The 23,709-nt window shown below is 52.3% G+C and carries 17 protein-coding genes; 4 read left to right on the plus strand and 13 right to left on the minus strand.

Going from position 1 to position 23,709, the window contains the following annotated elements; genetic code table 11:
- Positions 1 to 325: 325 nt before the first annotated feature.
- The 4 genes from VLX68_02315 to VLX68_02330 all read right to left on the minus strand — a co-directional run bounded on the left by VLX68_02315 (position 326) and on the right by VLX68_02330 (position 7,606).
- Complete coding sequence (locus tag VLX68_02315) at positions 326 to 3,463, minus strand: LamG-like jellyroll fold domain-containing protein (GenBank protein HUI91057.1); 3,138 nt, start codon at positions 3,461 to 3,463, stop codon at positions 326 to 328.
- 114 nt (positions 3,464 to 3,577) lie between these two features.
- A complete protein-coding gene (locus VLX68_02320) occupies positions 3,578 to 5,167 on the minus strand; it encodes a FlgD immunoglobulin-like domain containing protein (protein ID HUI91058.1) in 1,590 nt (529 codons plus the stop codon).
- 433 nt (positions 5,168 to 5,600) lie between these two features.
- The gene (locus VLX68_02325; protein HUI91059.1) at positions 5,601 to 6,791 is read right to left on the minus strand and encodes a hypothetical protein; all 1,191 of its coding nucleotides are present in this window, start codon (positions 6,789 to 6,791) and stop codon (positions 5,601 to 5,603) included.
- A 269-nt stretch (positions 6,792 to 7,060) separates the two neighbouring features.
- Positions 7,061 to 7,606: a hypothetical protein gene (locus VLX68_02330; GenBank protein ID HUI91060.1), complete on the minus strand. Its 546-nt coding sequence runs from the start codon at positions 7,604 to 7,606 to the stop codon at positions 7,061 to 7,063.
- A 547-nt stretch (positions 7,607 to 8,153) separates the two neighbouring features.
- On the opposite strand from VLX68_02330, the gene VLX68_02335 reads away from it, so the two are divergent.
- Entirely contained in the window at positions 8,154 to 9,299 is a 1,146-nt protein-coding gene (locus VLX68_02335) for a hypothetical protein (protein HUI91061.1), read from the plus strand.
- Between the two features lie 82 nt (positions 9,300 to 9,381).
- On the opposite strand, the gene VLX68_02340 is transcribed toward VLX68_02335, so the two are convergent.
- Positions 9,382 to 11,934, minus strand: coding sequence for a hypothetical protein (locus tag VLX68_02340; protein ID HUI91062.1), 2,553 nt, complete (start codon positions 11,932 to 11,934; stop codon positions 9,382 to 9,384).
- 256 nt (positions 11,935 to 12,190) lie between these two features.
- On the opposite strand from VLX68_02340, the gene VLX68_02345 reads away from it, so the two are divergent.
- On the plus strand, positions 12,191 to 13,249 hold the full coding sequence (locus tag VLX68_02345; GenBank protein HUI91063.1) for an oxidoreductase: 1,059 nt from the start codon (positions 12,191 to 12,193) through the stop codon (positions 13,247 to 13,249).
- Positions 13,250 to 13,522: 273 nt separating this feature from the next.
- Here the strand turns inward: VLX68_02345 and VLX68_02350 are convergent, their stop codons facing one another.
- The 6 genes from VLX68_02350 to VLX68_02375 form a co-directional block, all read right to left on the minus strand.
- Positions 13,523 to 14,098: a hypothetical protein gene (locus tag VLX68_02350; protein ID HUI91064.1), complete on the minus strand. Its 576-nt coding sequence runs from the start codon at positions 14,096 to 14,098 to the stop codon at positions 13,523 to 13,525.
- Positions 14,099 to 14,183: 85 nt separating this feature from the next.
- Positions 14,184 to 14,606 carry a hypothetical protein gene (locus tag VLX68_02355; protein HUI91065.1) on the minus strand — a complete coding sequence of 141 codons (423 nt, stop codon included), beginning with the start codon at positions 14,604 to 14,606 and terminating at the stop codon, positions 14,184 to 14,186.
- Positions 14,607 to 14,611: 5 nt separating this feature from the next.
- Positions 14,612 to 14,950: a hypothetical protein gene (locus VLX68_02360; GenBank protein HUI91066.1), complete on the minus strand. Its 339-nt coding sequence runs from the start codon at positions 14,948 to 14,950 to the stop codon at positions 14,612 to 14,614.
- A gap of 717 nt (positions 14,951 to 15,667) precedes the next feature.
- Entirely contained in the window at positions 15,668 to 16,606 is a 939-nt protein-coding gene (locus VLX68_02365) for a carboxypeptidase-like regulatory domain-containing protein (GenBank protein HUI91067.1), read from the minus strand.
- A gap of 564 nt (positions 16,607 to 17,170) precedes the next feature.
- Complete coding sequence (locus VLX68_02370) at positions 17,171 to 17,473, minus strand: hypothetical protein (protein ID HUI91068.1); 303 nt, start codon at positions 17,471 to 17,473, stop codon at positions 17,171 to 17,173.
- Between the two features lie 238 nt (positions 17,474 to 17,711).
- Positions 17,712 to 17,993, minus strand: a complete 282-nt coding sequence (locus VLX68_02375; GenBank protein HUI91069.1) for a hypothetical protein — start codon at positions 17,991 to 17,993, stop codon at positions 17,712 to 17,714.
- Positions 17,994 to 18,671: 678 nt separating this feature from the next.
- Between VLX68_02375 and rmuC the strand changes: the two genes are divergently transcribed.
- On the plus strand, positions 18,672 to 19,997 hold the full coding sequence (rmuC, locus tag VLX68_02380) for a DNA recombination protein RmuC (GenBank protein HUI91070.1): 1,326 nt from the start codon (positions 18,672 to 18,674) through the stop codon (positions 19,995 to 19,997).
- 61 nt (positions 19,998 to 20,058) lie between these two features.
- Here the strand turns inward: rmuC and VLX68_02385 are convergent, their stop codons facing one another.
- Together VLX68_02385 and VLX68_02390 are read right to left on the minus strand one after the other, a co-directional pair.
- Positions 20,059 to 20,445, minus strand: coding sequence for a hypothetical protein (locus VLX68_02385; protein HUI91071.1), 387 nt, complete (start codon positions 20,443 to 20,445; stop codon positions 20,059 to 20,061).
- 170 nt (positions 20,446 to 20,615) lie between these two features.
- Positions 20,616 to 21,845 (minus strand): hypothetical protein, encoded by a 1,230-nt coding sequence (locus VLX68_02390; protein HUI91072.1) that lies wholly within the window; start codon positions 21,843 to 21,845, stop codon positions 20,616 to 20,618.
- Between the two features lie 370 nt (positions 21,846 to 22,215).
- Here VLX68_02390 and VLX68_02395 point away from each other — a divergent pair, with 370 nt between their 5' ends.
- Positions 22,216 to 23,523 (plus strand): AgmX/PglI C-terminal domain-containing protein, encoded by a 1,308-nt coding sequence (locus tag VLX68_02395; protein HUI91073.1) that lies wholly within the window; start codon positions 22,216 to 22,218, stop codon positions 23,521 to 23,523.
- Positions 23,524 to 23,709 lie beyond the last annotated feature (186 nt).

Consider the following 23,709-nt stretch of genomic DNA (forward strand, 5'->3'; position numbering starts at 1 on the left):
AAGCCGATAATCCTTCAGGAGAGCGGGGACAGCGGTCTCCTCGACAACTGAATAAGGTTCGACGAGACAACCATTCTTAGGACCCCATCAGGATTCCCGGATGCCGGAAAAACGAATTCCCTGTTAGATGCTGGGGATCCCCGTGCCCTACCGGCCTATAAGGCAAGAACACAGTTTACAACTTCAATTATTTTACTTTTAGAAGCACCGACCTTAATTTAAACTTTGTGATATAAGCCGCTTGACTTTTCGAAATTATCGCAATTACTGCACTGCCAAACGCAACGTTCATAATTTTGGACGGCGACTTCCACCGCTATGCACCTTATTTTATCAATTGCACAAATTTTGTGAGCGCCCTGCCGCCTGCGGCGACCTTCACCACGTACAATCCGCTGGGGCAATTGCCCGCGTTCCAGACGATTCTTCCTCCCTTGCTGTCGGGGAACGCGGCAATTCTGGTTCCGGTGATGGAATAAACCTCCACTTTAATAGGCCCAAAAAAATTCCACAGTTGAATAGTCACCAAACGATGGACCGGATTCGAATACACGATAAGTGACGGTTGAGTTTGAGGATGGTACCGCGAGGAATTTTTATTTCCGGACTGCACAGGTGCCGAGGTGTCCGAATAAAAGTGGCCGACCTCGGCCGCCGTGAGCGCGCGGTTGTAGAACCGCACCTCGTCCAGTATGCCCCGGAAACCGTGACCGAAATACGTGACGCGGTCGTTGGGGAAATTCAAATCAATATTCAGGTTGTCGGAGCCGGCCTGATCCCTGACGCCGTTGATGTACAGAACACGCGCGGAATCACGATAAGTCAGGGCAATATAGCACCACGTCGAGTCGTTGACCGCCGTTCCTGAGGTGAGCGTGCTGCCGCCCCAAGAGCCCATGACATTGGTCTGGACCTTGCGCGTATTGGTGATACCGATACTGTAGGGACAGGCCCCCCATTGGCTTCCATTGTGCTCGATGAGCGGATCAAATGCGGCGTTGTGCCCCGTCACCTTAACCCAGAATGCGATGGTAAAGGCGTTGGCCTCATCCATGCCGAAGGAGTAGGCGGCATCCGCCAGAGCCACATAGTCTGCTGCGGACGCGAACGCGACCCCCTGTCCTATTCTTCCCGGCGTCCAGGTTGCTCCGGTCACCGTGCCGTTATACGAAGTTCCTATGCTGTAACCCGACATCTCCCTTGCCACCTTTCCTGCGTCCGCATCGAAAGGCCAGTATCCGGTGAGGCCGAAGGCGGGATCAAAATTAATAAACGTAAACTGTTTCTGGGTGCCCGGCGCCACGGTATTGTTCGAAAGGTCCTTGACATTCCGGACCGTGAGCGTATAGGTGGTTTCTGCGGCCATGGCCGTCGTGGTCAGCACCACCGACGGTCCGATGACGCTGCAGGAGGCGGCCAGGACGGAAATCCCCTTGTTGATGGAATAATTCGCGGCCTGCCGGGCCGAAACTGAATCCACCAGTTCGTTGAATATCACCGTAACCTTGGTGGAATCCCTCTTGGTGACGATACTGCTTATGACCGGCGGTTGGGTATCGGCAGTGATGGTGAACGACGCCTGAACCACCGCGCTCGGGGTATACGACCCGAAAAAGGCCCTGGCCTTGAGCGTGCAGCTCGCCCGCAACAGGATTGGACTGCTGTACAAAGCGGAAGAAGAGGAGGGATCGGTCCCGTCCGTGGTAAACCGGATGACCGGCCGCCATGAAGCGGAATCGGGGGTCAGCGTCACGTCCGCCACGCCGGAAAAGGCGCCGCCTTCGGGACTCATGCTTGGCGCGGCCATCGGCACCGTGGCACGGTAGGCATCCCACATATAATTGACAAATGCGCTCTTATATTGGGAAGCCTGATAAGGAACGGCCGCATCATCATTTTGATGCGCCCCGTCGTTCAAGGGGAAACGGCCGATCCCGTCGGAAGAATCGTGATCGCGGATGCAATCGCCGTGGTTGTTCGGGTCCGGCCCGTAGCTGATTCCGAACTCCGCTGAGTCGGGAATGCACTTGTCCGCGGTGCCGTACACCTCCTGGGCCGAGGTGCATCGTCCGGTCCTGGTGCCGCCCTGCCAGGTACCCTCGGCCGGTGCGCAGGGATCAGGTTGACTTAACACCCCGTGATTCACGTACCGGTCTATGTACTGGAAAAATTCCGGTTTGTTCCACACTGCTTCCAGACCCGGAACCAGCATGGCCACCAAAGCCTCGCCTTTGAATTCGTTGCCCTCGCCCATCAACAGGTAACCGTCGCATTGCGCATTGGCTGTCTGAGGGGCATCAATATATCCGTACGGGTCCCCCGCACCGCCCTCGTTGGGGGCGGCGGCATGCAGAACGGCATTCCAATAACTTTTCTCTTGATCGACCGCGTATGGATCGCGGCCACCCCAGACTCCGATCCTATTTTTCGTCATGACTATATTCTCCTGTTCGTCGCTTCCATGAGCCAGAGAAAACAGGCCCGGGCTGCCGGCAGTGTCGATCATGGCCCGATCGTTGAGCATCCGGGCCGCAAATGCCAGCGGCAGCTTATGGCCCGGCTCCACACCGAAACCGGTTCCCGGCCAGGCCGGCTGATTTCTGATGAAGTAGAATATATCGATGCCATATTGCACATAGGCGCACAGCAGCGGCATTTTCTGTGCAATGGGATCGTTCATGAGCAGCCGTAGTGCCGCATCGTCATTATGGACCGCATTGCACGGCTGATACGCGGCCATATTTTCCGTAGGCCGCGTCTCCGCGCCATGCACGCCGATGCGGTGCATCAGCTGCACACGCTGAACCCAGCCGAGGGCGGTGTCCATCGCTGGCATGCCGGACGTCGGCGCCAATGAGGGAAGCGCATTCAGATCCAGATTTTCGGTCGAATAGTACGGTTTGTCCGTGCCCACGTACGGCGGACGGAAGCATGTGCTGCCCGAGTCCGGCGGCACGGCGCCCACCACGGTCAACACCCCTGCTGTTTTTATGGGATTGGCGATTGTCATGCGGGAATCTGGCAAAGGTGTGCCGTTTGATATCCAAAGGCTCATGAACTTTCCGGTTGCATCGGTATCGCTGACTGCCTTGACAATGGACTGCCCGGGGGCAGCAACAAAAGGCAGGGGCGGCACCAAGGTCGAATCAAATTCGTACAGGGTCCCATCGAACCCCTGGTTTTGAGTGGATGGGTTCACCTGCCAGCCGTTGATCCAGTGGAACACCACGCCTTTTGCCTTGGACGCTGTAAAGTCCCAAAAGTCGCGCAGCCGGTAGTCGGGAGACATGCCAGTGATGGTCACCGGTCCCAACACCCACCAGTCGCCGTTGGCGAACTGTCCCACGGTGTATGCCTTGTCAAATGTCCAGGTGATTTCGTACTGGGTGACATGATCGGACACGGCCGCATGCGTTACTACCGCGCACCACAGCAGCATAACCAGCAACAACGGTTTTTTCATGACACTCCCTTTTTATTGCAACGTGATCCGAAGATTCCCGGCGTCGTTTCAATGGTTTTATTTCGGAAAAAAAATTCACCCCGAACGCTGGAACGCGACAAGAAACCATCTCCCTTACGGCAGCAGCGTAAATTTCCGCATGATGGATCCGCATCTGACAACATACATGCCCGGCCCGACTTTCTTCCCCTTGCCGTCACAGCCGTCCCATGCAACGCAGTGGCTCCCTGTCGGGACACGTCCGTTCGTCAGTTCCTTTATCTTCTTTCCGCTAAAATCATAAACGGCCATACATATTGTTTCCGGATGATCCAGCATATAACGGAAATATGCCTTTCCGCAATCACTCCTTAGAGGATTGGGAGTAATTTGCAACCGCATGCCGTTTGCGGCTGCCGGAAAAGCGCCATCCGGTTTCTTGACTGATGCGATACTGCCCCGGTAGGCCGCCCACATGTCATTGACGATTGCGTCCCCGCCGGCATCCTTCTGGTCGTTGTTGTAACTCAATCCCGTCTCCTGCTTGATGATCGCGTTGGCCTGCGAATCGCTTTCGGTCATCCAGCGGTCGCCATAGGAGAAAAAGGCCGGATGGCTCCAAAGGCCCTCCGCTTTCAAAAGCAGAGCGGCCAGCGCCTCGCCGATCCAGGCCCCGCTGGTGCAGCAATGACGGTAGTCTTCTCCCAGGTGATAATCCGAATCGCTCGCCGTAACCAGCGTCGGCCACTGCGACGGCTGCAGATGTTCGTACGGGCCCCAGCAGGGATCGGAACTCACTGGCACGCCGTTCCACAGTCCCTGGTGCCCAGTATACACCACGTTCGACGGACTGCACCAGCACGGACCGTACGCCGTCTGCATGTCTTCACCGATTCTCAGATTCGGATAGGTGATGGTCGGCTGGGACATGGCCGTGTCGCCAAGCATGATGCCCGCAAACACCATTGCCAGCTTGCGTCCGGAGCCGTGCCCGCCGTGCGCCTGCCAGCCCCTCGAAGCGTTGCAACCGCGCACGATGCCCCACAGGTCGATTCCGTATTGCACCAGCCCTATCATCAGGGAATCTTTTTCCGGTTTGGTAAAATCGCAGATCAGAAACAAAGTTCCTATGCCAACCGCGCGGGCAACCTCCCGGCCGTAATGTACCTGGTATTCCACGGCCGCGTCAAAACCAAAAAAACACACGTCCATCCACGGGCTCCGGTAAAAATGCCGCGACCATTCCTGGAGTAAGGCAGGGGTCATGCTTTTCACCCGCGCCAGGTTGGGCAGCAAATTCCAGCGGAGACTGTCGCCGCAGTAAATCTTCTGCGTGCGGTCGCAATACCCCGGCCGAAAAGCGTCCGTGGGCACCGGCGCCGTAAGGCACGTTAACACGGCGGCAATGCTGTCCGTGCTTTCAGTGCCGGTCCCCGGGGCCAGCCAGGTTTGGATGTTATTATTCGTCGTGACGTGCAGGCTGACGGTTGAGATCAGGGCGTCGCCCGGATTCAAGGTTATAGGAGGATATTTCCGAGAGGTTGCGGTATAGTTGCCGCTCCGGTCGTCAAATGGAGTGCCCTCGTAGGACGGATCAAGATTGACCACGGAACCGTTCCGGGCCGGGCTTACGGTCGGGGCCGGCGCGACGGCGGTGACCGTACATGCGCCCACTACATAAAAATCGCCGTTGACAAACGTGCCAACATGAACGGGACGGCTCAATTTCCAGGTTATCTCATTGTGAACGGTGACACTATCCTGTAAAGGAAGTTCGGACAGCATGGGCGTATACGCCAGGGCGGCAGTACAAACACTCATGCAAAAGAGCAGTGCCGTTCTAAAAGAAAACATGTGCATACAGTAACCCCCAGAAAGCTACGTAACAATCTTGTCGGCATTCTTGTATCTAAAAAGCGGTATTCGCAGACGATGCATTCTCAAAGCGGATCAGGCAGGTATGCTACCGCTTTCAAAACCGGAGCTGTCTGCAGTAATAGGATTATAGTTGTAACTGTCAATATATTATACAAAGGCTTGGGGAGGCGATGCAAGTGAATAAAGGAGCCGGCCTCTTAAAAATAAACCTTAGTATCCGACAATAGCCTGCTCGAGTGAGCCGTGAACAATTACGCCGGACATGCGTAGCTCACCGGCGTTAGTACGTGTGAACTACGTAATTGTCCAGGTAGAACAGAGCATCCAATTGGTTCGTGCTGCATATCTCCACTCCGTATTGGACCTGATATAATGTGGAGTTGGCAGGCATATAGCCTTTGCTCAGCGCATGCTTCATGATCGCTAGAATGTCCAGGTTCATGATCGTCGGCATGTCCACAGGGTTCCCGCTCACGGCAGGTTCATACATGATATAGCTAAGATCGTTCGTATCAGCATGCGGGATCCATTCTATGCCGTCCAAGATCACATGCTCCTGCGCGGGTTTCATGGTATCCCACTGATGCCAGTTGTCAAGCCATATCATTAATTCGGTGGACTGCGGGGGGTTGGCAACGCCGTTGATCCAGATATCAAAGGCGCCGTCGTAGATCTGGTTCGCAGCATGCGGGCTTCTCGAGGAGACATCAACCTTGCACATAGCGAGCGACGAGATAATCGGGGGGGTCTGGTATATCTTTTGAGTGCACGGATACGTCTGGACCTCCCCGCCATGGTTAGGCAGGTTTGCGGTGACGTACCATTGGTGGTAGCTGCACATGTTCATGCATTGCGTCGATCCTCCTCCGTTAAAATATTTTTGGTTCCACGTGTTGTTAAAGACATAGTAACCGGCATAGGATGAACCCGGAGGATCGGTTGTTCCACTGTAGCCGCAGGTCAGTTGCGGGCAGGTCGACGGCTCTGCCGTGAGCGTGAGCGCGATTCCTGATCCCGTTGCCGTTGCCTGGTATTTTTCACTCTCGGCATATCCGAGCGCCCAGCACAAAATCGAATCCGGAAACGTAAGGGCAGCGTTTTTTGCGAAGCCCTGAAAGCGTGCGCCGCCATTTCCCTGAAGCAGCGGATAGATCCTGCCATTGACAGTTGCCTGTTGCAACAAATATGCCTTACCGTTGACAGCAACCCCATACAGGTAAATGCCTGAATTCACCCTGGCCGGCATGATGGAATGTTTGCCGGCAGCCAACATCTGTTGCATCGAACCTATCTGCTTTCCATCAACCGAATAGGTCTTGACCGAAACTTGTGCCGCTTCCTGAAGGCTCAACTGGATTTCACCTCTTGGCAAAAAGGCGACAGGCGAGGCAAGCGCACTTGCTTGCGATTTCAGGTTTTTTATTACCGTTCCTCCGATAACCCACTCGCCGTCGGCGCTTGTGGTAGTCAAGGTGGTGTGATCGCCATGAAGCAACCATACCGTCGCTCCGGCTACCGCAGTGCCGCCGGACTTCACGGTACCGCTAAGGTTTACTTGCGCCGTACAAAAAGAAGCCACTAATCCAACAACCATGGCACCTTTAATGAATCGCATCCCCTTGCTCCTTCCATTACAGACAGGAATTTCCTTTTTCACAAATTTTTAAATCCGGCACGCGCATCATTCTGACAATCCGCGCGGGTATTATTCGTGCGGCTGGCGGACAGGATCCGCAGCGTCTAAAAATCGACGTGCAACGTCGTCTCGGGACCGCCCACTTTTGTCGCGCATTCCAACGTGGCGTCGAGCGTCCCGTGAGGATTCTGATAGCTGGTGATGCCGCTGCTTGTCGTCGATACTCCCATGGAGGTGATGGTCAAAGAATAGGAACCCTTGGCATTCGCCGCATCGTTGGGGTCATAGGATGCCAACCACTCGTTAGGAGCATTATTATCCGCGACGCCCAGAACGCCCGAGGTGCCTCCTCCCGACGAGAAAGTTGAGGCCTTAAAGGCGCCGTTCCACTGGATATTTACCGTAATAGCATATTGGCTGCCGTTGCCGCCGCCCATGAATATTGTCCCGCCGTTGTTCGCGTCATAGGTTGCCATAAAAGGCGCCTCACCGGTAAATGACTCCGCCGCCCCGCCGGTCACGGTAAACCTGGCGGTCGTACTGTTGTTGTTTGTGGGACCGGGATTCGATGACACGGGATTATTGCACTCGAAGCAACCCGATATGACAGCGGCCAGTAGTGCGTAAAGAATGCTGGTGGTTGATTTCAATTTCCGACTCCCCTGTTGCTGATAGACAATTCCTTTTTCCGACATTCCTAAATTCGTAGGTCTTCTTCTTCAATATCCGCTGCCTTATCGTCGGTTCCCGAGGGCGTCCATTCCCGTTTCCAGCAGGCTGACAAGCTTCATATTTTACAATTATTCTGCTTTTTATGTCAACGAACCTTTTGTCAAACACAACATCACCCCGTGCGCACACGCGGCTGCGGCCGCGGTACCGCGGGCGAGCGGATAGGTGATGGAGCGTATGGGCGCACGGAACCACATTGTTTATGGGAAGAAAGGTTGCTGTGGTTTAAAAAGGGTAATTGGCGTATGATGGGATTTGGGGATTTTTGAGACGCAAGGCTACCGCATTTTAAACACGGTCTGGACGGCCGTGCCACACGGAGTGAATTTATTAAGGTCACACGGCCGCCCGACCACCTGATAGGCGCGGAATGTATTTACCATAATTTGACAAAAGCGTCCAAGACCATCTATTTTTCCCGAGGAAGCCGGACGCCTCCGCCATCGCAAGAAGAGGTAGTTGCACATGAGACACGTCTATTTCAATCTACGCATGATTACAATGCTCATCGTTGCGTATGTTGGATCAGTTTGCCCAGCGGTGACGGGAACAGTAATCGATCGGTCTACATCGGCCCTTATACCGGGCGCCACCGTGCACCTGCTCGTAAAGAACTTGACGCAATTGACAGGTGCCGACGGTTCATTTTCATTTTCTCCAAGCGCAACACTCTCTTTGTCCACCCAGCAGTCGTATCGGCAGGTAACCTGCAACAACGGAATAATTTCCCTCTCGCTTGCCTCAACAGGAAAATCGGTGATCATAGACGTGTTTGATGCATCGGGCCACCGTGTTGTGGTACCGTTAAAAAAGGTTCTGTCATCCGGCGACTATAGGTTCGACGTCTTTTCCGTGATTAAGAATGGCTCTTCAACCAACCTCTATATTGCCCGTGTTTTGCTTGATGGGATTACCTATTCATTCAAGGTTTTCGCGCCGTCCGTGGTGCGTCGTGCTCGTAATGTATCGAACAATGGGACGGATTTGGAGATCGCCAAACGCGCCGCGGCCGTTGACTCGCTCACGATAGCCAAAACAGGGTATGAGGGAATTTCAATGGGAATTCCTTCTTATGATGTCGCGTTGGGCGATATCGCCATGGCTCCTCTGTCCGGCGCCCAAATCTGCTTCTGGACGAACGACGGCTCTGAGGGAACGCTTTCGGTCTACCTGGACGGAGTTCTTGCCGGTTCCCTTGGCAGCTATTTCCTTTATCCTACCAACCCGACGTGGGGTGAAGCCGGGACATTCATCAAGACGACAACGGTCGGAAATCACACGGTTTCCGCAACATCGGCCGGAACCACGTGGCCGGCCGCAACGATCACTTTGGCTCCGAGCGAGCAACTTACCTACGAGTTTCCCGCAACCCAATGGTGCTTCTGGACAACGACAAACGTCGGGACCATCAGCATCTCTATTGACAACCTGTATTATGGCGTCCTGACGGGGTATTACAGTTCTCAACCGAGCTGGAACGCTCCGGGAACACTCGTTGTCTCGACGCAACCCGGAACCCATAAACTGTATGCAACATCGCCAAACGTGAGTTGGGGCCCAGTGTCGATTTCCCTGGCCTCGGGTCAGCAACAGTTTTATGAGCTGCATTGATTGAACAGCACAGCCCCACCACCCGGGAAATCCCGAAGTTGAAATAGATTTTTTGCGTTATTTTGATGATAAGCTTGAGAGCCTATTTTATTACGAAGATTCGGTTGCTTTCCCTATAACTTCCTGCTTGAAAATGGCACAGGTAAAGCCCGGCCGGAAGCTTGCCGCCGCTGACGCTGATGCCGTGCTCCCCCGGTTCCTGGATTCCGTGCACAAGTGAGGCAACTTTCTCGCCGGAGATTGTATAAACGTCAAGCTGGACACAGCATCGTGACTGGAGGCCGTAGCTCAGCATAACACCGGAATGCGGTAAACCGAAGGCGCTGACGTGAATACGCGCTTGTAAAGGAATGGTCCGTCGGTCGTAAGGAAGGACGGCTGCCCCTGTCGAAGGAGCATTTGTCCACACGCCGCAGCCGAAGGTGCAAAGATAAAGATATTTGTTCATGGAGTCAACATACACCGAGTTCCCGACGGCGAACGGAAACGGCATCTGGTTCCAGGAGGACCCTCCGTCCGTACTGCTGAAAAAGGCCTGGTCGTTGGTTGAAAGATATACGTTGGCCGAAAAGGATGGGTCAACCGTGATATCTTCCGGCCATAAAACGCCCTGTGGGGTTATGGCGGTCCAGGAAGCGCCTTGATTGGCCGTTTTATAAACTCCGTTGTCTCCCTGCCTTGAGGGTGTTCCGCAAATGTAAACCATGGAACTGTTGTTCGGGTCAACGCCGTAGAGCCGTTGCCCGTGAAGACCGCTGCCGTTGTAGACATTTGCCGCAATGTTCTTCCAGACGGCGCCGCCGTTCGTTGAAACGAAGAGAGCGCCTGCATCGGGTGTCTGCCAGCTTCCGCTTCCCCATGATCCGCCCGAATACGTGAGCCTTTCACACATTCCGACGAAAACAGTGCCATCTTTATGTGCGACTATTTTGTAATAGTGTTTGTTTGCCCCAACGGCCGGAACGTTGAGATTGGTCCAGGCTCCCCAAGTGCCGTTCGTCCTTACCGACTTGTAAACCGCATCGCCGTATTCGGCTATGTACATGGCGTTTCCATCGGGAGAAAGGGCGATGCCGGTGCAAGGATACGGGGTTTGGGTCGAACCGCCAAAAGCGCTCTCGGTAAGCCCTGTCCAGTTCATTGCCGCCCATGTCTGTCCGTAGTCGATGGAGACCACGGGTCCGCCGCCGAGGTTCGGATCCATCATCTGTTTTTCCCACCCGTCGGGGATATCGTGATCGTCGGAGGCTGCGGCGTAAACGGTTCCGGGCACCTTTGGATCAAATGCGATTGCATAAAATGTATTGGCGAACGGGGAACCGGTCCATGAATCGGTCCAGGTGATTCCGCCGTCAAAGCTGTGCGCGAAACCGATATCGGTGTAACAAATGTAATGCTTCATGGAATCGGTCGGGCAGATGTAATAATTCCATGTCGATGTGACGTTGAGCCCGTTGGTCTGCCATTTTTTGTGCTGGCCCCTTGCGCCGCTGTCCTTGTAATTGATGTAGCATTCGCTCCATGTTGTTCCGCCGTCCATTGTGCAATACAGTTCCCCGTCTCCTCCGCCGATAACGTAGTTGGAATCAGTCCTGCAGCAGGTGAACCCGTACGTCATGGGGGCATTCCATCCATATTCATCGAACGCCTGCCAGCCGAGCGTCACATTATCCCCCGGCGGGTCTGGAGGCGGAGTCTTCTGCCAGGCCATGGAATTGGCAATGAACACATTTTTCCAGGAGTTTCCGTCGTTTGTCGTTTTGTAAATGTTGAGGTTGATATAGCTGTCGTTGCCAAAGACCGCAGGTGGAGCGCCCGAAACAATCACATACGCGACGTTTGGACTGTTTTCCGGACATGACATCATATTAAGACATCCAACATCAGTCGCCGCGATGCCGGTGGTAGGGGCCGGAGACCAAGAATTGCCATTGGTCTTTGACAAGTACACCTTGCCGTCGGTTCCGCTTGCCCAGAGCGTGGTGTTCGACGCTCCGTCGCTGCCGCCGCAAAAGCTCACGATCCCCAACGGGCCCGGCGGGGTGACTTTCTGCCAGTTTGTCCCGTTGTTTGAGGAACGCCACACGTTGCTTGACGTGGCTGCATACTCGTACTTTGTTCCCGCATTTGAAATAAAAAAACCAACCGCGTCCGCAGCATCGTTGATGTCGGTGCACCGGCCAGCATTCAGGTATACCGCCTTATCCGTGCCGACGTACATGTTTGTTCCATTAAACGGATCAGGATAGATCCTCAGTATGGTGCCGTCGCCCGCGGCCGCATAGCTGCGTACCGTATTCCAAGTGGTGCCTTCATCGTTGCTCTGCAATAAAGTGGTACCAGTTGCGTCGTACATCAGATTCTTATCTATAGGATCGAATGCGGGGTAGCACATATTCACGTTGTGTATCTGACGATAGTCCATGACGGTCCACGTTGCTGCCCCGTCGGTAGTCCGGTAAAACCCGGACATGTCGCAACTCGCAAACATCGTGTTCTTGTCGTTCGGGTTGATCGTGGGCACGAAGATCGCCCCGCCGCCGCTGAGTCCTGTCTCATGAAATGTCTGGCTGTACAGGGCCTCGGACGAAATGGCCATAACAATGGCTGAACAGGCGATCAAAATTTTTCTCATATCTGATTGTATTTCTTAAAAGGTTATGGACCAAAATATTTTTATAATGAAGAACTAGTATTGTTATTAATATATCCTTGTTTGTTTAGTGTGTCAATGCGATTTTGGAACATCAAGGGTCGTATCGGCGGGCGGAGGCGCCCTATTCGCCATTACCGTGATGGAAACAGGACCGCTTCCAGCATGGTATATTTTGCGGGAAGGTCTTTAACCCCGTGTCGCCCTTGATGGCGGCGTACGATGACGGAGTTTCAGCATGCAAAGAACCGTTGATGTCGGCCTCATCGGCTACGGCATGGCCGGCCGCGTCTTTCACGCGCCGCTCATTTCCTCCGTTTCCGGGCTTCGGCTTGCCGCGGTGGTGGAGCGCCGCGCCGATACCGCACGGGAACGGTACCCCCGAATCGCGGTTGTCAAGGATGCTGCTGCGCTGTTCCGCATGGACAACATAGAACTTGCGGTGATCGCCACCCCTAACGCGACGCACTTCGGCCTGGCCCGCGAGGCCCTGCTTTCCGGGAAGCATGTGGTCGTCGACAAGCCGTTTACGGTTTTGTCAAGCGAGGCGCGGCAGCTTATCGACCTGGCGAATGCCAAAGGCAGGATCCTCAGTGTATTCCAGAACAGGAGGTGGGACGGCGATTTCCTCACGGTCGCGGAAATCATCCGAACAAAACGGCTGGGGAGTCTTTCGGAATTTGCGTCGAACTTCGACCGTTACAGACCGGGCCTCAGGCCCAACGCGTGGCGCGAGCAGCCCGGTTCGGGTGCGGGATTGCTGTACGACATCGGCCCGCACCTCATCGACCAGGCGCTCGTGCTCTTCGGCATGCCAACTTCGGTTCGCGCCGATATCAGAATCCAGCGCGTTCATGGCTTGACCGACGACCAATTCGAGCTATCGCTGAACTATGACGGCCTCACGGCGACGCTCACGGCCGGCATGCTCGCGCGCGAGCCGCGGCCGAGGTTTCTGCTCCGCGGCACGGCAGGCTTGTTTGTCAAGCACGGCCTCGACCCTCAGGAGGAGGCGCTGAGGCTTGGCGGAACGCAGCGTGATCCGGGCTGGGGTTCCGAGGAACCGGCGCGATGGGGAATCATCGAAAGGCCAGACGGAACTTCCGGACGGCAGACGGTTGAGACCGTTCCGGGGCGATACCAGGCGTTTTACGAGAATGTACGCGATGCAATTGTCAATGGCGCTCCCCTGAGCGTGAAGCCGGAGCAGGCCCTGAACGTCATTCGCATCATCGAGCTTGCAATTGAAAGCAGCCGCGAGGCGAAAACAGTGGAGATGCGCTCATCGGTTTTTTAGCGAGGTGCCGCAACTTTTGGCGGCTACTCAGGGCATGCAGAGGCTTTAAAAAAAATCGGAATGTTAGTTACGCGATAATGAATCATCACTTCTATTGCTGATTTAATGTCTTAACAGGCTGCTGAAAAACTCCATGGAGGATGTAAAATTGCTTGACTTTATGACATGAACTGGCGATTTTAAGCAAATTTTGTCAGCGCATTTGTCAAGAAAACACCTCAAAGCGAGTTTTTCAACAACCTGCTAACGCTTCCTCGAGAAATCTTCATTGCCTCAAGAACCACCATACAAGACCTTCAGTTGCTCCACGGTCGGATGACCGGAATAAAATTCACCTTGCGGACCAGTATATCCAGCCTTGCGCTTTACAAGCTTTACTGAGGTAAATCCACCCTTGGAATTTGGAATACCAATGGTTAGTGTATCGCTAGCAGCTTGGGGAGGATTAACCTCATTCGGGACCAGCGCAACGGGTGCTGGCGGCTGAAGAACATCTGCAACAGCCGGCGTCTCATCTACGTCAACTGAGGGATAAGTGTCCCAGTAATAATAATATGGATAATAATCAGGTCCAGCTATTACAGTTATGTTTGACCGGGAGCCCCCATAATATCTTCTGCCGTAATAGCCGCTGTAACTTGAGCCATGGTAGACATGCGATCCGGTAGTACGGGCACTGGAGTACCCTCCGGAATGAACGCTGGAATGCCCTCCGGATGAATGGCTGGATTTAGTAGAACCGGAATTAATGCCTGGTGAGCGTTCCAAGGCAAACGCTGTTGCCGAAAAAAGAGCAATTATGGCAATAATCGCACAAAAATGTAAAAATCCTGAAGAGGGACCTTTCATATTATCACTCTCCTCTCTTCCATTTATTTGACTTTAGAAGAGGAGCGAAAGTTACAGCAATCTGAATGGAAACTGCAATAAGACCCTACCACTGGAATACCAAGGATACCGCTGTCGGGCCGGAAGTAAAATGGTGAAGCTCTTGATTTATTGTTTCAAAGCCAAAGGCAAGGGAGGTGCTCATCACCAATGAAAAATAACTGCTAACGTTAAATCCCAACGTTTGCGGAAATTCAATTTCGTAAAATTTTCCATAGACATTGTTTTGAATTTCCGCTCCCTTGAAATTCTCGTAATAGAACAGCAATCCAGTTTTTAGGTAAAAATTATCTGTTATCTGAAAGCCAATGTTGCTCCTTAGATAAGTAGGGTAAGTAGTCAAATGATTGACACCCACCCCGCTTGAAATAAAACATTCTAAAGAGCCGTCGATCCATTTGCTGTTTGTTATCTTTTTCTTTGCCAGCAATGCGGCATCTTGGTTAATTCCGAAATTTCTTAAAGGCATGAAATTCAGATAGGTATTATTAGGCCTTCGACAGCCAAGTGCAATGAATTGTCGATCGCATTGCTGTCGGACTGATGAAAAGGCAAAAATTGCCATCTGATGCCGGTAAAAGGGAAAGAATAGATTTGAATTGAATTTGTTATGCCATAGGAGGGGAAAAGGATATCTTCAAAATTGGAAGTCACCAGATTTGAACTCACGCTCCCCGCGGACTGCCATATTTTTTCCGGCACGGTCAGCGGCCTGTCAATTTCACGCACGGGGACCATGGCTTTTGAGGAACAGCATCCCAAACCGATCAATCCACATATTCCGACACGAATTACTAAAATGACATTTCTCATGGGAAACTCCTTTTTTTAATGATCAATGGGGATGGGAGGTAGCCCAAGGCATGTAAAAAAGTGTTTCCACGAGGAAATGCCTGTCGTTCCTATCGCCATACCGTTTTATTAATCAAACCTCGATCTTCATTCTGAACCAGACAAATAAAAACCCCCGCCTTTTTCAGAAGCGAGGGTTGTAATTAAATCTAAAATTATCACTAAGGAGGCTAACCAAAACACATTCTTACTTGATTTTTACTGTCTCTTGCAAGTATCTGCGCCATCTTCATAGTTAAAAATTAAACTGTCTGACAGGTATTTTGACACAGAATACCTTCTACCGTAGGGTGAATGTGAACCCGAGTCAGGATAAATAACAATTGTGTCATTGGTTATGGACCAAGTGCCGATGAGAGGGGGAATTATTAGCTCTGGTATTGGAATTTTGTATGAAGTGCCGCCAGATATTTCGATACTGTCTTGAGTGATCATATAAATCTTGGATGTTACGCCAGTATCGAAACTTATACTTGACCTTGACCAAACATTGTCCCGATTAATTGATGACTTGCCACCCACGTACCAATTAAATCACTCTTTTGAAATCCTGTGGTGGTCTTTGTGATTGAAGTCGTTGGATTGGTACAACAGTTAAAAAAAGCCAAAAGACATGCCAGAGGCCCTATAAAACATTTGGGGATTATATACTTGACTCTTTGCATCATCAGAAATACCCTACAATACAGTAAAATGGAGAATGACCAGTGCGCCCCACTCATCGCCTCCAACTATCGTATAAATGCCTGGAGTGAAATTATTGAAGGTCGAATTGCATTCAACCGGATTAGCACAGGGAAAAGAATTTATTAAGGTCAAATTGCCTGTCCAAAATCCTGCAAGTTTAATCCCGTAGTTCAAATCACTCGAAGGTTGAAAATCATAGTTAGTAATAACGGGGTCAGCCGGACAATTGTATATCCCCGGAGGGAAAAGAATAAGGGGTATTCCGGATGACACACTTTTTGCGTCGTAATATCCCTGCAGGATAGCTATGCCGAAAGGCTCGTTGAAAACACATGGCTGGAGGGTAAGGCCTTGAATCGGCCAGGCATTGGCTATATTGGCTTTATTCTCAGTTGCCAACGTGTTTTTTTCGTCTATGGTGATGGAAATCGAATCTCCGGAGTGATAGGCCACAGAGCCGATGGTCAGCGTAAGGCTCAATCCGTTTCCTGAGGAAGCAGTGGCGGAGGTTTGATTAAACCTAAATGTGTCCTGCGCACAATCACAAATTTCCGCACCGCAAGGAGCCAGAATGTTGACTGTATCGACTTGACCGGCTGTTACGGTGATTGTATCAGAAGTAATATAAGAAATTATGACTGAAAAGCTTTTGCTTGTATCGCTCCCCACAACATATCGAGAAGGTATCTGAACCAAATATTTACCAGGAGGAATATCGTTTAAAGTATAGTTCCCTTTGGAATCTGTTTTTACGGCATAGGTAGGGGGCACCGTTAAAACACTTACGCCCGCTACCAGGGATTCGCCAGGACAACCGGAAGTGACATGCCCTACAATACTGGGAGATGTTTTAGTGATTGGAGCTGTTGGATTGGTCTTACAACTTAATAAAGCCAAAAGACATACCAGAAGACATATAAAAAATTTCATCTTTTGCCCCCTTCCCAGAAGATAGTCGTTCTATGGGGTAATAAGGTTCATAGAAAGGTGTTTCCTTTTTCTAGGACTTCGCTGCCACTTACGAAGCTTTGCCTTCCTTGATAATATAGAGTTTCATACGGCTTTTGTCAATAGCTATCCATTGACCGTTAGGAATTGCTAAAAACGGGACAGCTCGTTTAAATCCATCCCGTTAATTTTGCGCGGCCGTCTTCACTTTCAGCCGGCATCTCCCGTTGAGCAACTTTAATTACTACTATTATATTCCGAATCCGACTCCAAAGTATAGCAAATATCCTTGGGAAACTCGATACAAACCAAATTGACGAAGAATTCGAAAACTAACCTTAAATAAGTCCAGAGAGCCCGTGACTCCGGTTCCAACATATTGGGAACGATTTCTAAATGAAAACCTTCCTGTCCAGATGCGAGTGCAGCATATTTCCGGACGAATAAAAGGGAGGTTATTTTTTTAATCCTGCCGAAGTTCGCTCCAAAACCGGCAACGATTCCTGAATATCCGACCTCGGAAAAAACTGCCGGTCCATTTATCGGTTAAAGGGTGCCCTCTTCTTCTGTCGCTGTTAAATTAAACACCACTCCAATTTCAAGACTGATTAGTAAAGGATAACTTACCCTGAGATCCAGCATCGGCCAAATTGATTCGATAATTTCATTTCTGTAAAGTGAGTACCGGTGAATCTTGGCATGTTCTCTCGGGATGTTCGAATGGGCTGGCGCAATTTGAAGTGAGCTATCCGCGTCGGCAGTACCGGAATCGGAACGAATTCTGTCATTTGCCGTCGACAAAGAGGGTACCGCTATTGCAATTAAGACGATGAATAAAATTCTGAGCATATTAAAAGCCCTTGGAGTCTCATCATGAGATCCACCTAACATAGAAAAAATATTCTTCAACCGCCCAGGATTTTACCGGAATTATCAAAAATTCCTTTCGCTCGGCCCCTTGACCGAAGGGACATCGCGTTAGCCTTTTTGCATTAATCTTTTCGGCAAAAAATAAACCCTGCCGATAAAAACTCATCGACAGGGCAATGGGTAAAATGAGTTCCTCATCCTTTTTACAATTTGGTCCTTATTTAGTATCCTTCTCCGCGCGGTATGCAAGAGCGAGTTTTAACTGTTTGATCGCTTCTTCGCTTGCAGCAATTGCCTCGGCCTTGTGGCCGCCAAAATCGTGGGGAGCTTTCTGCATGTACTCGATCGCGTCCTTAAGTTCATTGATCGCTTTGGCTATTCTGGGATGCAATACCTTTTCGGCCTTGATCTCTTTTTTTGTCGGCTCTTGTGAAAGCACCGGTTGAGCGGACATTGCAAAAAACACGAGCGCCAGAGCGCAAACACAACTTTTAAACATGACAACCTCCGTTGTTAAGGTTTACTATATACAAACCAGGAATTACGTCGACATTGTTAAAAATAAACTTTACTATTTTCAACGCTTGCAGATTGGTTCCGTCGCCACCTCACTTCCTTTCCAGTCCTTCAAAATGCCGCTCACACCACTGGACAAGAGTCATTTTATCATGGAATGAAATGCCGTGTCAATGAGAAAAAATTCTCCTTTTTAAAGATTGGGTTATCCCCGTACTCGATAGAAGAACGGGGATACCGCAGGCAATGGCACAGCCCGCGCATTGTCACTTCGTTCCATAAGGTAAGGTGGTTGCGCTGGGCGCTTCTTATTGTTCAGTTTGCCTTTTCCCCGCCACCGGGGGCGGGGTTCTTCAATTCGCACTTCGCTTCCCGGCCTTATTGGAAATATTGCCGCTTTAAAAAGCTCTTGCCAATTAATGGCCTCCGCAACCTTCCCAGAACGTCCGGAGCCGCTCATTCCTTCTTCCATTAAGGTCATCAATCATCCACTATCCTTTTATAAAAACAACTCCATCAAACGGCCTTTGTTATCGCAGGCATCATGCAGTATTTCGGGGTGCGGCAGGAGAAAGGAGACGCCCTGATATTTTATTGTAAGGGTAGGTATTATTTTATAATGGGTGGCGCTGAATAAACATAAAACCCGCGGTAGCTGATTATGACGCTCACTTTTCTCATCCTGTCAAACATCCTGCTTGCCGTCCTTATCCTTCTGGTCGTATTCCTCCGCGGAAAGGGCTCCGATGCCGTTGAAATAAAGGACATCGCCTCGCGCCTTGAATCATCCGTCAAGGACGAGATATCCCGCAACAGGGAGGAAAATGCCAAAACCGCGGCCCAGAGCAGAAAGGAATCCGCCGATTCCTTCAACAGCTTTCAGGAGGCCATCCTGAAAAGAATGGCCGAAATTGTTAAATTCCAGGGAGACCAGTCGGAGATAATCCGCAAGCAGGTCACCGAGCTCACGCAGGCCAACGAAACGAGGCTCGAAAAGCTGCGTGAAACACTCGACAATCAGCTCAAGGTGCTCCGGGAAGACAACACGAAGAAACTCGAGGAAATGAGAAAAACGGTTGACGAAAAGCTACATGAAACGCTTGAAAAGCGGCTGGGCGAATCGTTTAAAATCGTCTCGGAACGGCTCGAACTGGTGCACAAGGGCCTCGGCGAAATGCAGTCGCTCGCCACCGGCGTGGGCGACCTCAAGAAAGTGCTCACCAATGTCAAGGTGCGCGGCACCTGGGGCGAGGCGCAGCTGGCCGGCCTTCTGGAACAGTATTTCTCCCCCGAACAATACGAAAGAAACGTCGCGGTGCGGAAGAACAGCCTTGACAGGGTGGAATTCGCGATAAAGCTGCCGGGAAAAGACACCGAGAGCGAAAAACCGGTGTACCTCGCCATAGACTCCAAATTTCCCCAGGAAGACTACCACCGGCTCATCGAGGCGCAGGAGCAGGCCAACCCGGCGCTCGTGGAGCAGTGTTCAAAGGCGCTGGAGGCCAGGGTCAAAGCCGACGCCCGCACCATCAGGGACAAATACATCAATCCGCCGGTGACCACCGATTTTGCCATCATGTTTCTTCCCACCGAAAGCCTGTACGCCGAGGTGTTGCGGCGGCCGGGCGCGGTGGAAGGTATAATACAGGAATTCAAGGTAATTGTGGCCGGACCCACAACCTGTGCGGCGCTGCTGAGCAGCCTGCAGGTCGGTTTCCGCACTTTGGCCGTGGAAAAGCGGTCGGCCGAAATCTGGAAAATCCTCGGCGCGGTCAAGACGGAATTCGGCAAGTTCGGCGACCTGCTGGAAAAAACCCACAAGAAAATGCAGGAGACCAGCAACGTCATCGAAGACGCTGCGCGAAAATCGCGGACCATCGAGGGAAAGCTCCGAAAGGTGCAGGTGCTGCCCGTCGCGGAGGCGCAGGAAATGCTGGAGACGGAAGGCCGGGATGGCGAAGACGACGAGGGCTGTGCCGGCACCTGAAGATTAATAAAATTGGATCCAGACCGCAACCCCGACCATATTTTTTCGAGATCGGGGTTTTTCATTTCAACAGGGCCACCTTGCGATGCGGTACGCGCCCGGATATTACCGCTTGCCCATCTGCATCGTTTTCTTTCCGTCCCTGACGATCACCGCATGATCCTTTATAGAGCGTGTCGCGCGTGATGAAAAGGGTCTCGGGTATCATGTTCGTCGCGCCGAGCCGCACCTCATTGATGATTGCGGTAAAACAAAGGGCCGCATTTTTCATCTCGTTCTTTACTTCCTGGACAAGGCCTGTGTCGTATGCCTTTCCCGCATACGCCGGATCCTCCAGCGCGGCGTCAAGATCTAGCGGATTTGCATAGACCGTACACTCGCAAGCCCTTGGCGCGGTTGCGCAGAAAAGCGCTGCCGTACAGATCATCATCACGGCTTTTACTCCCATAACTCCTCCTTTGACGGTTGTCCCCCACACCATGAATATATCTGTCTTTTCCGGATTTTTAAATGGCATCGCGAAAAATAGTTTTCCGATGGAAAACATATAGGATGATTTTTGGGCGGGGGTATTTCTGCGCAAACAATTGAAGTCCCGGCAGCGTAGCGCTTTCCCTGTTACCGCTCGACAACTGCCCGACAGAAAAAGGTCCTTTCACCCTCGACGACTTCCACGACGTACACCCCGGGCGTACGAATGCCCACGGCCGCATTACTTTTTGTAAAATTCTCGTGCGCGACAATTCTTCCGCTGATGCTGAAGATCGTAACCGAGGTTCGGCCATGCCCTTCAATCCGGATCATGTTTCCGAAAGCGGCAACCTTCACTCTTTCACCGGTAAAAGGTGTCGTGCCCTGCTGCGCGACGTGCACCGCCTGGAGCGCGCACGCGCCCGTCGAGGTGAAACGTTGTCCGGCGGCAACCATTTCGAACGCGGAGACCGGGATGGCGCTCAGATCATCCGCGGCGAGCAGGGTATCCCATTTCGCAACCGACTGGCTGTCGTTCATGGCCATGAGTGTCACATTGCCGGCGTCGGCAAGAATCATGCCGTATGTCTTGAGGCACTGCGCGAGGACGCGCGCCCCGGGCGACGGCAAGCCGCTTATATCATACGACTGCATCAACCGCAGCCGCGCGCCATAGGGTATCGCGCTGTCGCCGCCGCTCGCCGCGCTCGTGGCATTGCTTGCCGGCCGTACGTACGTGTTATGACGAATCCGGTTGTTGGGCAGCACGAACCGCACCGCGTGGTTGATGGCGCCGGCCGCCACCTCATCGGCGGTAAAGAGCAGCGGTGCGATAGGCAGCCCCGACACGTCGGCGCTCGTGCACTGCTCCCCGCGGTTAGACGTGTCATACTGTTTGTCAAGGTGCCACACGGCCAGGCACCCGCCGTAAAAGGTGTCGTTGACGATGTTAGCACCCCACATCTCAAACAGTGTCTTGGTGGGATTCTGCATCACGATGAGGTGGCAGTCGCCGCCGCTCAGACACTGATAACCCGTCTCGCCCTCAAGCGCACCTCCCGCAGGCACGGGCACGGGTTCATAATCGCATTCGCCGTCATAAAAATTGTCGGTTCTCACAAAGGAGCGCATGGGCGCGGTGCCGTTGTCGGTGAGGATGTGGAATGAATAATCTATTTGCAAATGACCAAGTCCCCAGCCGCCATGATTTGCCAGCCAGATCATGACGCCGTCCGAAGCCGAGTCCTTCTGCGCGGTAGAGATGTCAACGTACCAAGGCGCTCCGGGCTGTCGGTAGACCACTTGGGAATAGGAAGGAAATACAATAAAAATTGGAAGAAAAGAAAAAAGAGTTAGAATGTTCCGGCGATGAGGCATAAGTGCTCTCCTTTTTGATTGCGATCAATGGGTGAAAGGTTTTTATCCGCGCCATCGTTTTCGTCGTGATAAATAAATCCCTTAAAATCAATTTTTATTTCATTCGTCATCCGAACGATTTGTCTACCCTATGAATAAAGGATGCAAAACTCGTGCCGAAGTATATCCATTTTGGCGTTTGGTAAGCCGATTTTTCCCGCGGGTAAATTTGACTGAGAATTGCTGCCGCCTCCTTTTGGTTCTGAATTGGCGCGCTTTTTTTCGGCCACTACTTGTAACATTTTCTCTCCTCCATGCGTTAATACCATTGGAAGGCAGCAAGAAGCATTGGAATCATCTGAACCTTGAGTTCATAGAAAGCGAGCGCCCCATGAGGTACAAAGTGGTTGTGCAGCAATGCGCCGATCCAGTGGTCGGCGCGAAAATGGCCGCCGAAATCAGCCGGTGGTCGGGCATGAAGGCGGATGCGATACAGGGCATTCTGGCGCAGAAACCCGTGTGCATTCGAAAACAGGCGGACGACAACGAGGCCCTGCACCTCAAGTCGGCGTTCGAGGCGATGGGCGGACGGGTCGCGATAGTCGTACTCAACCAGAACTATGCGGCAGCAGCCGCGGATGATGACGAAGGGGAACCAGCGGACGACAGCCGCTGCATCCCGGACAGCGAGTACACCAGGATACTTAACAGCCGCAAGGACATTTTCGTCATAGAAAAGGAGGCGGCGCTCCGCAATTATGTCGTTGCCGCCTTGATATTCGGGGCGTGCTTCGGCTACTGGTTGAGCATACAGAAAATCACACCGCCGGACTTCACCGACTTTTACGAAAAAACAGTGAAGACGGGTTCCACCACGTTCACCAAGGTTGACGTGAAGGCCATGCTCGACGAAGAGAAAAAGCGGCGCGAGGGGCTGGCGAAACAGAAGGATCAGGTCCCGGCTGAGAAAAAGACGCTTGTGCATGCCACGAAAAAATACGGCGACGTTGGAAAGAGCCAGGGAGGCGGCGATCCCCGCGAGCATGTTACCAAGCTAGGCGTATTGGGTCTCATCAGCGGCAAGATCACCGGCAGGCATGTCGCCAATGCCGACATTTTCGGACGAGGCGGGTTCGCAGAAAACATCGGCGGGATTCTGCTGGGAACAAACGGTCTCAAACCGGGCGGCTCATCGGGCAGTGGGAGAAGAGAAGCCGTGGGAATCGGTTTTGGGACGGGTTATGGAAGCGGCTTTGGTGAAGGAGCGGCGCTCACCGATGTCAACCAAATGATCAACAACATATTCGACAATGAGGGCCAGACCGAGGTTGCGTTCGTGCATAAGCCGAAGGCGACGATTTCGGTCCATGAGCCTGAGTTGGTGCACTCCGGCCAAATCCAACCGAGCGGCAGGAGCAAGGTAAGCATCATGCGCGTGGTGATGCAGAACATCAACGCGCTGCGCTACGCCTACAACAAGCGGCTGGGCGAGAAGCCGGGTCTCAAGGGCAAGGTCACATGCAGGTTCGCCATTGACGAATTCGGCAGGGTGATTTTCTGCGAGGTGCTCGAATCGAACCTGGGCGACCCGATGCTCGAGCACGAGGTAGTTGACAAAATAAAACAGTGGGCCTTTGAGAAAATCGACAAGCCCGGCGACATCGCGGAAGTGATGTATCCGTTTGTATTTTCCCAGTAATTAGTAGATAAAAATTAAAAAGAATTGGGCGTTCCCCGGGTAGTGATACATCGTGTCACTACCCGGGTCTGTCTCCCTCCGGGCTCGGCTGTTCGCCTCGTTGCCGGACCGCCCGATGCCGCTTCGCGGCGGGGTCGGCCGGCAATTCGTTCCTGCTCACCCTCCGATCCACCCAACGCGCGGTAA

Source organism: Chitinivibrionales bacterium (genome assembly GCA_035516255.1).
Taxonomy (GTDB): domain Bacteria; phylum Fibrobacterota; class Chitinivibrionia; order Chitinivibrionales; family FEN-1185; genus FEN-1185.

What these genes read in the sequence shown, in the direction of transcription:
- VLX68_02315 (HUI91057.1), bottom strand. Translation starts at nt 3,463, where the DNA reads ATGAAAAAACCGTTGTTGCTGGTTATGCTGCTGTGGTGCGCGGTAGTA.
- VLX68_02335 (HUI91061.1), top strand. Translation starts at nt 8,154, where the DNA reads ATGAGACACGTCTATTTCAATCTACGCATGATTACAATGCTCATCGTT.
- VLX68_02340 (HUI91062.1), bottom strand. Translation starts at nt 11,934, where the DNA reads ATGAGAAAAATTTTGATCGCCTGTTCAGCCATTGTTATGGCCATTTCG.
- VLX68_02345 (HUI91063.1), top strand. Translation starts at nt 12,191, where the DNA reads ATGCAAAGAACCGTTGATGTCGGCCTCATCGGCTACGGCATGGCCGGC.
- VLX68_02350 (HUI91064.1), bottom strand. Translation starts at nt 14,098, where the DNA reads ATGAAAGGTCCCTCTTCAGGATTTTTACATTTTTGTGCGATTATTGCC.
- VLX68_02355 (HUI91065.1), bottom strand. Translation starts at nt 14,606, where the DNA reads ATGCCTTTAAGAAATTTCGGAATTAACCAAGATGCCGCATTGCTGGCA.
- VLX68_02360 (HUI91066.1), bottom strand. Translation starts at nt 14,950, where the DNA reads ATGAGAAATGTCATTTTAGTAATTCGTGTCGGAATATGTGGATTGATC.
- VLX68_02365 (HUI91067.1), bottom strand. Translation starts at nt 16,606, where the DNA reads ATGAAATTTTTTATATGTCTTCTGGTATGTCTTTTGGCTTTATTAAGT.
- VLX68_02370 (HUI91068.1), bottom strand. Translation starts at nt 17,473, where the DNA reads ATGCTCAGAATTTTATTCATCGTCTTAATTGCAATAGCGGTACCCTCT.
- VLX68_02375 (HUI91069.1), bottom strand. Translation starts at nt 17,993, where the DNA reads ATGTTTAAAAGTTGTGTTTGCGCTCTGGCGCTCGTGTTTTTTGCAATG.
- rmuC (HUI91070.1), top strand. Translation starts at nt 18,672, where the DNA reads ATGACGCTCACTTTTCTCATCCTGTCAAACATCCTGCTTGCCGTCCTT.
- VLX68_02385 (HUI91071.1), bottom strand. Translation starts at nt 20,445, where the DNA reads ATGGGAGTAAAAGCCGTGATGATGATCTGTACGGCAGCGCTTTTCTGC.
- VLX68_02390 (HUI91072.1), bottom strand. Translation starts at nt 21,845, where the DNA reads ATGCCTCATCGCCGGAACATTCTAACTCTTTTTTCTTTTCTTCCAATT.
- VLX68_02395 (HUI91073.1), top strand. Translation starts at nt 22,216, where the DNA reads ATGAGGTACAAAGTGGTTGTGCAGCAATGCGCCGATCCAGTGGTCGGC.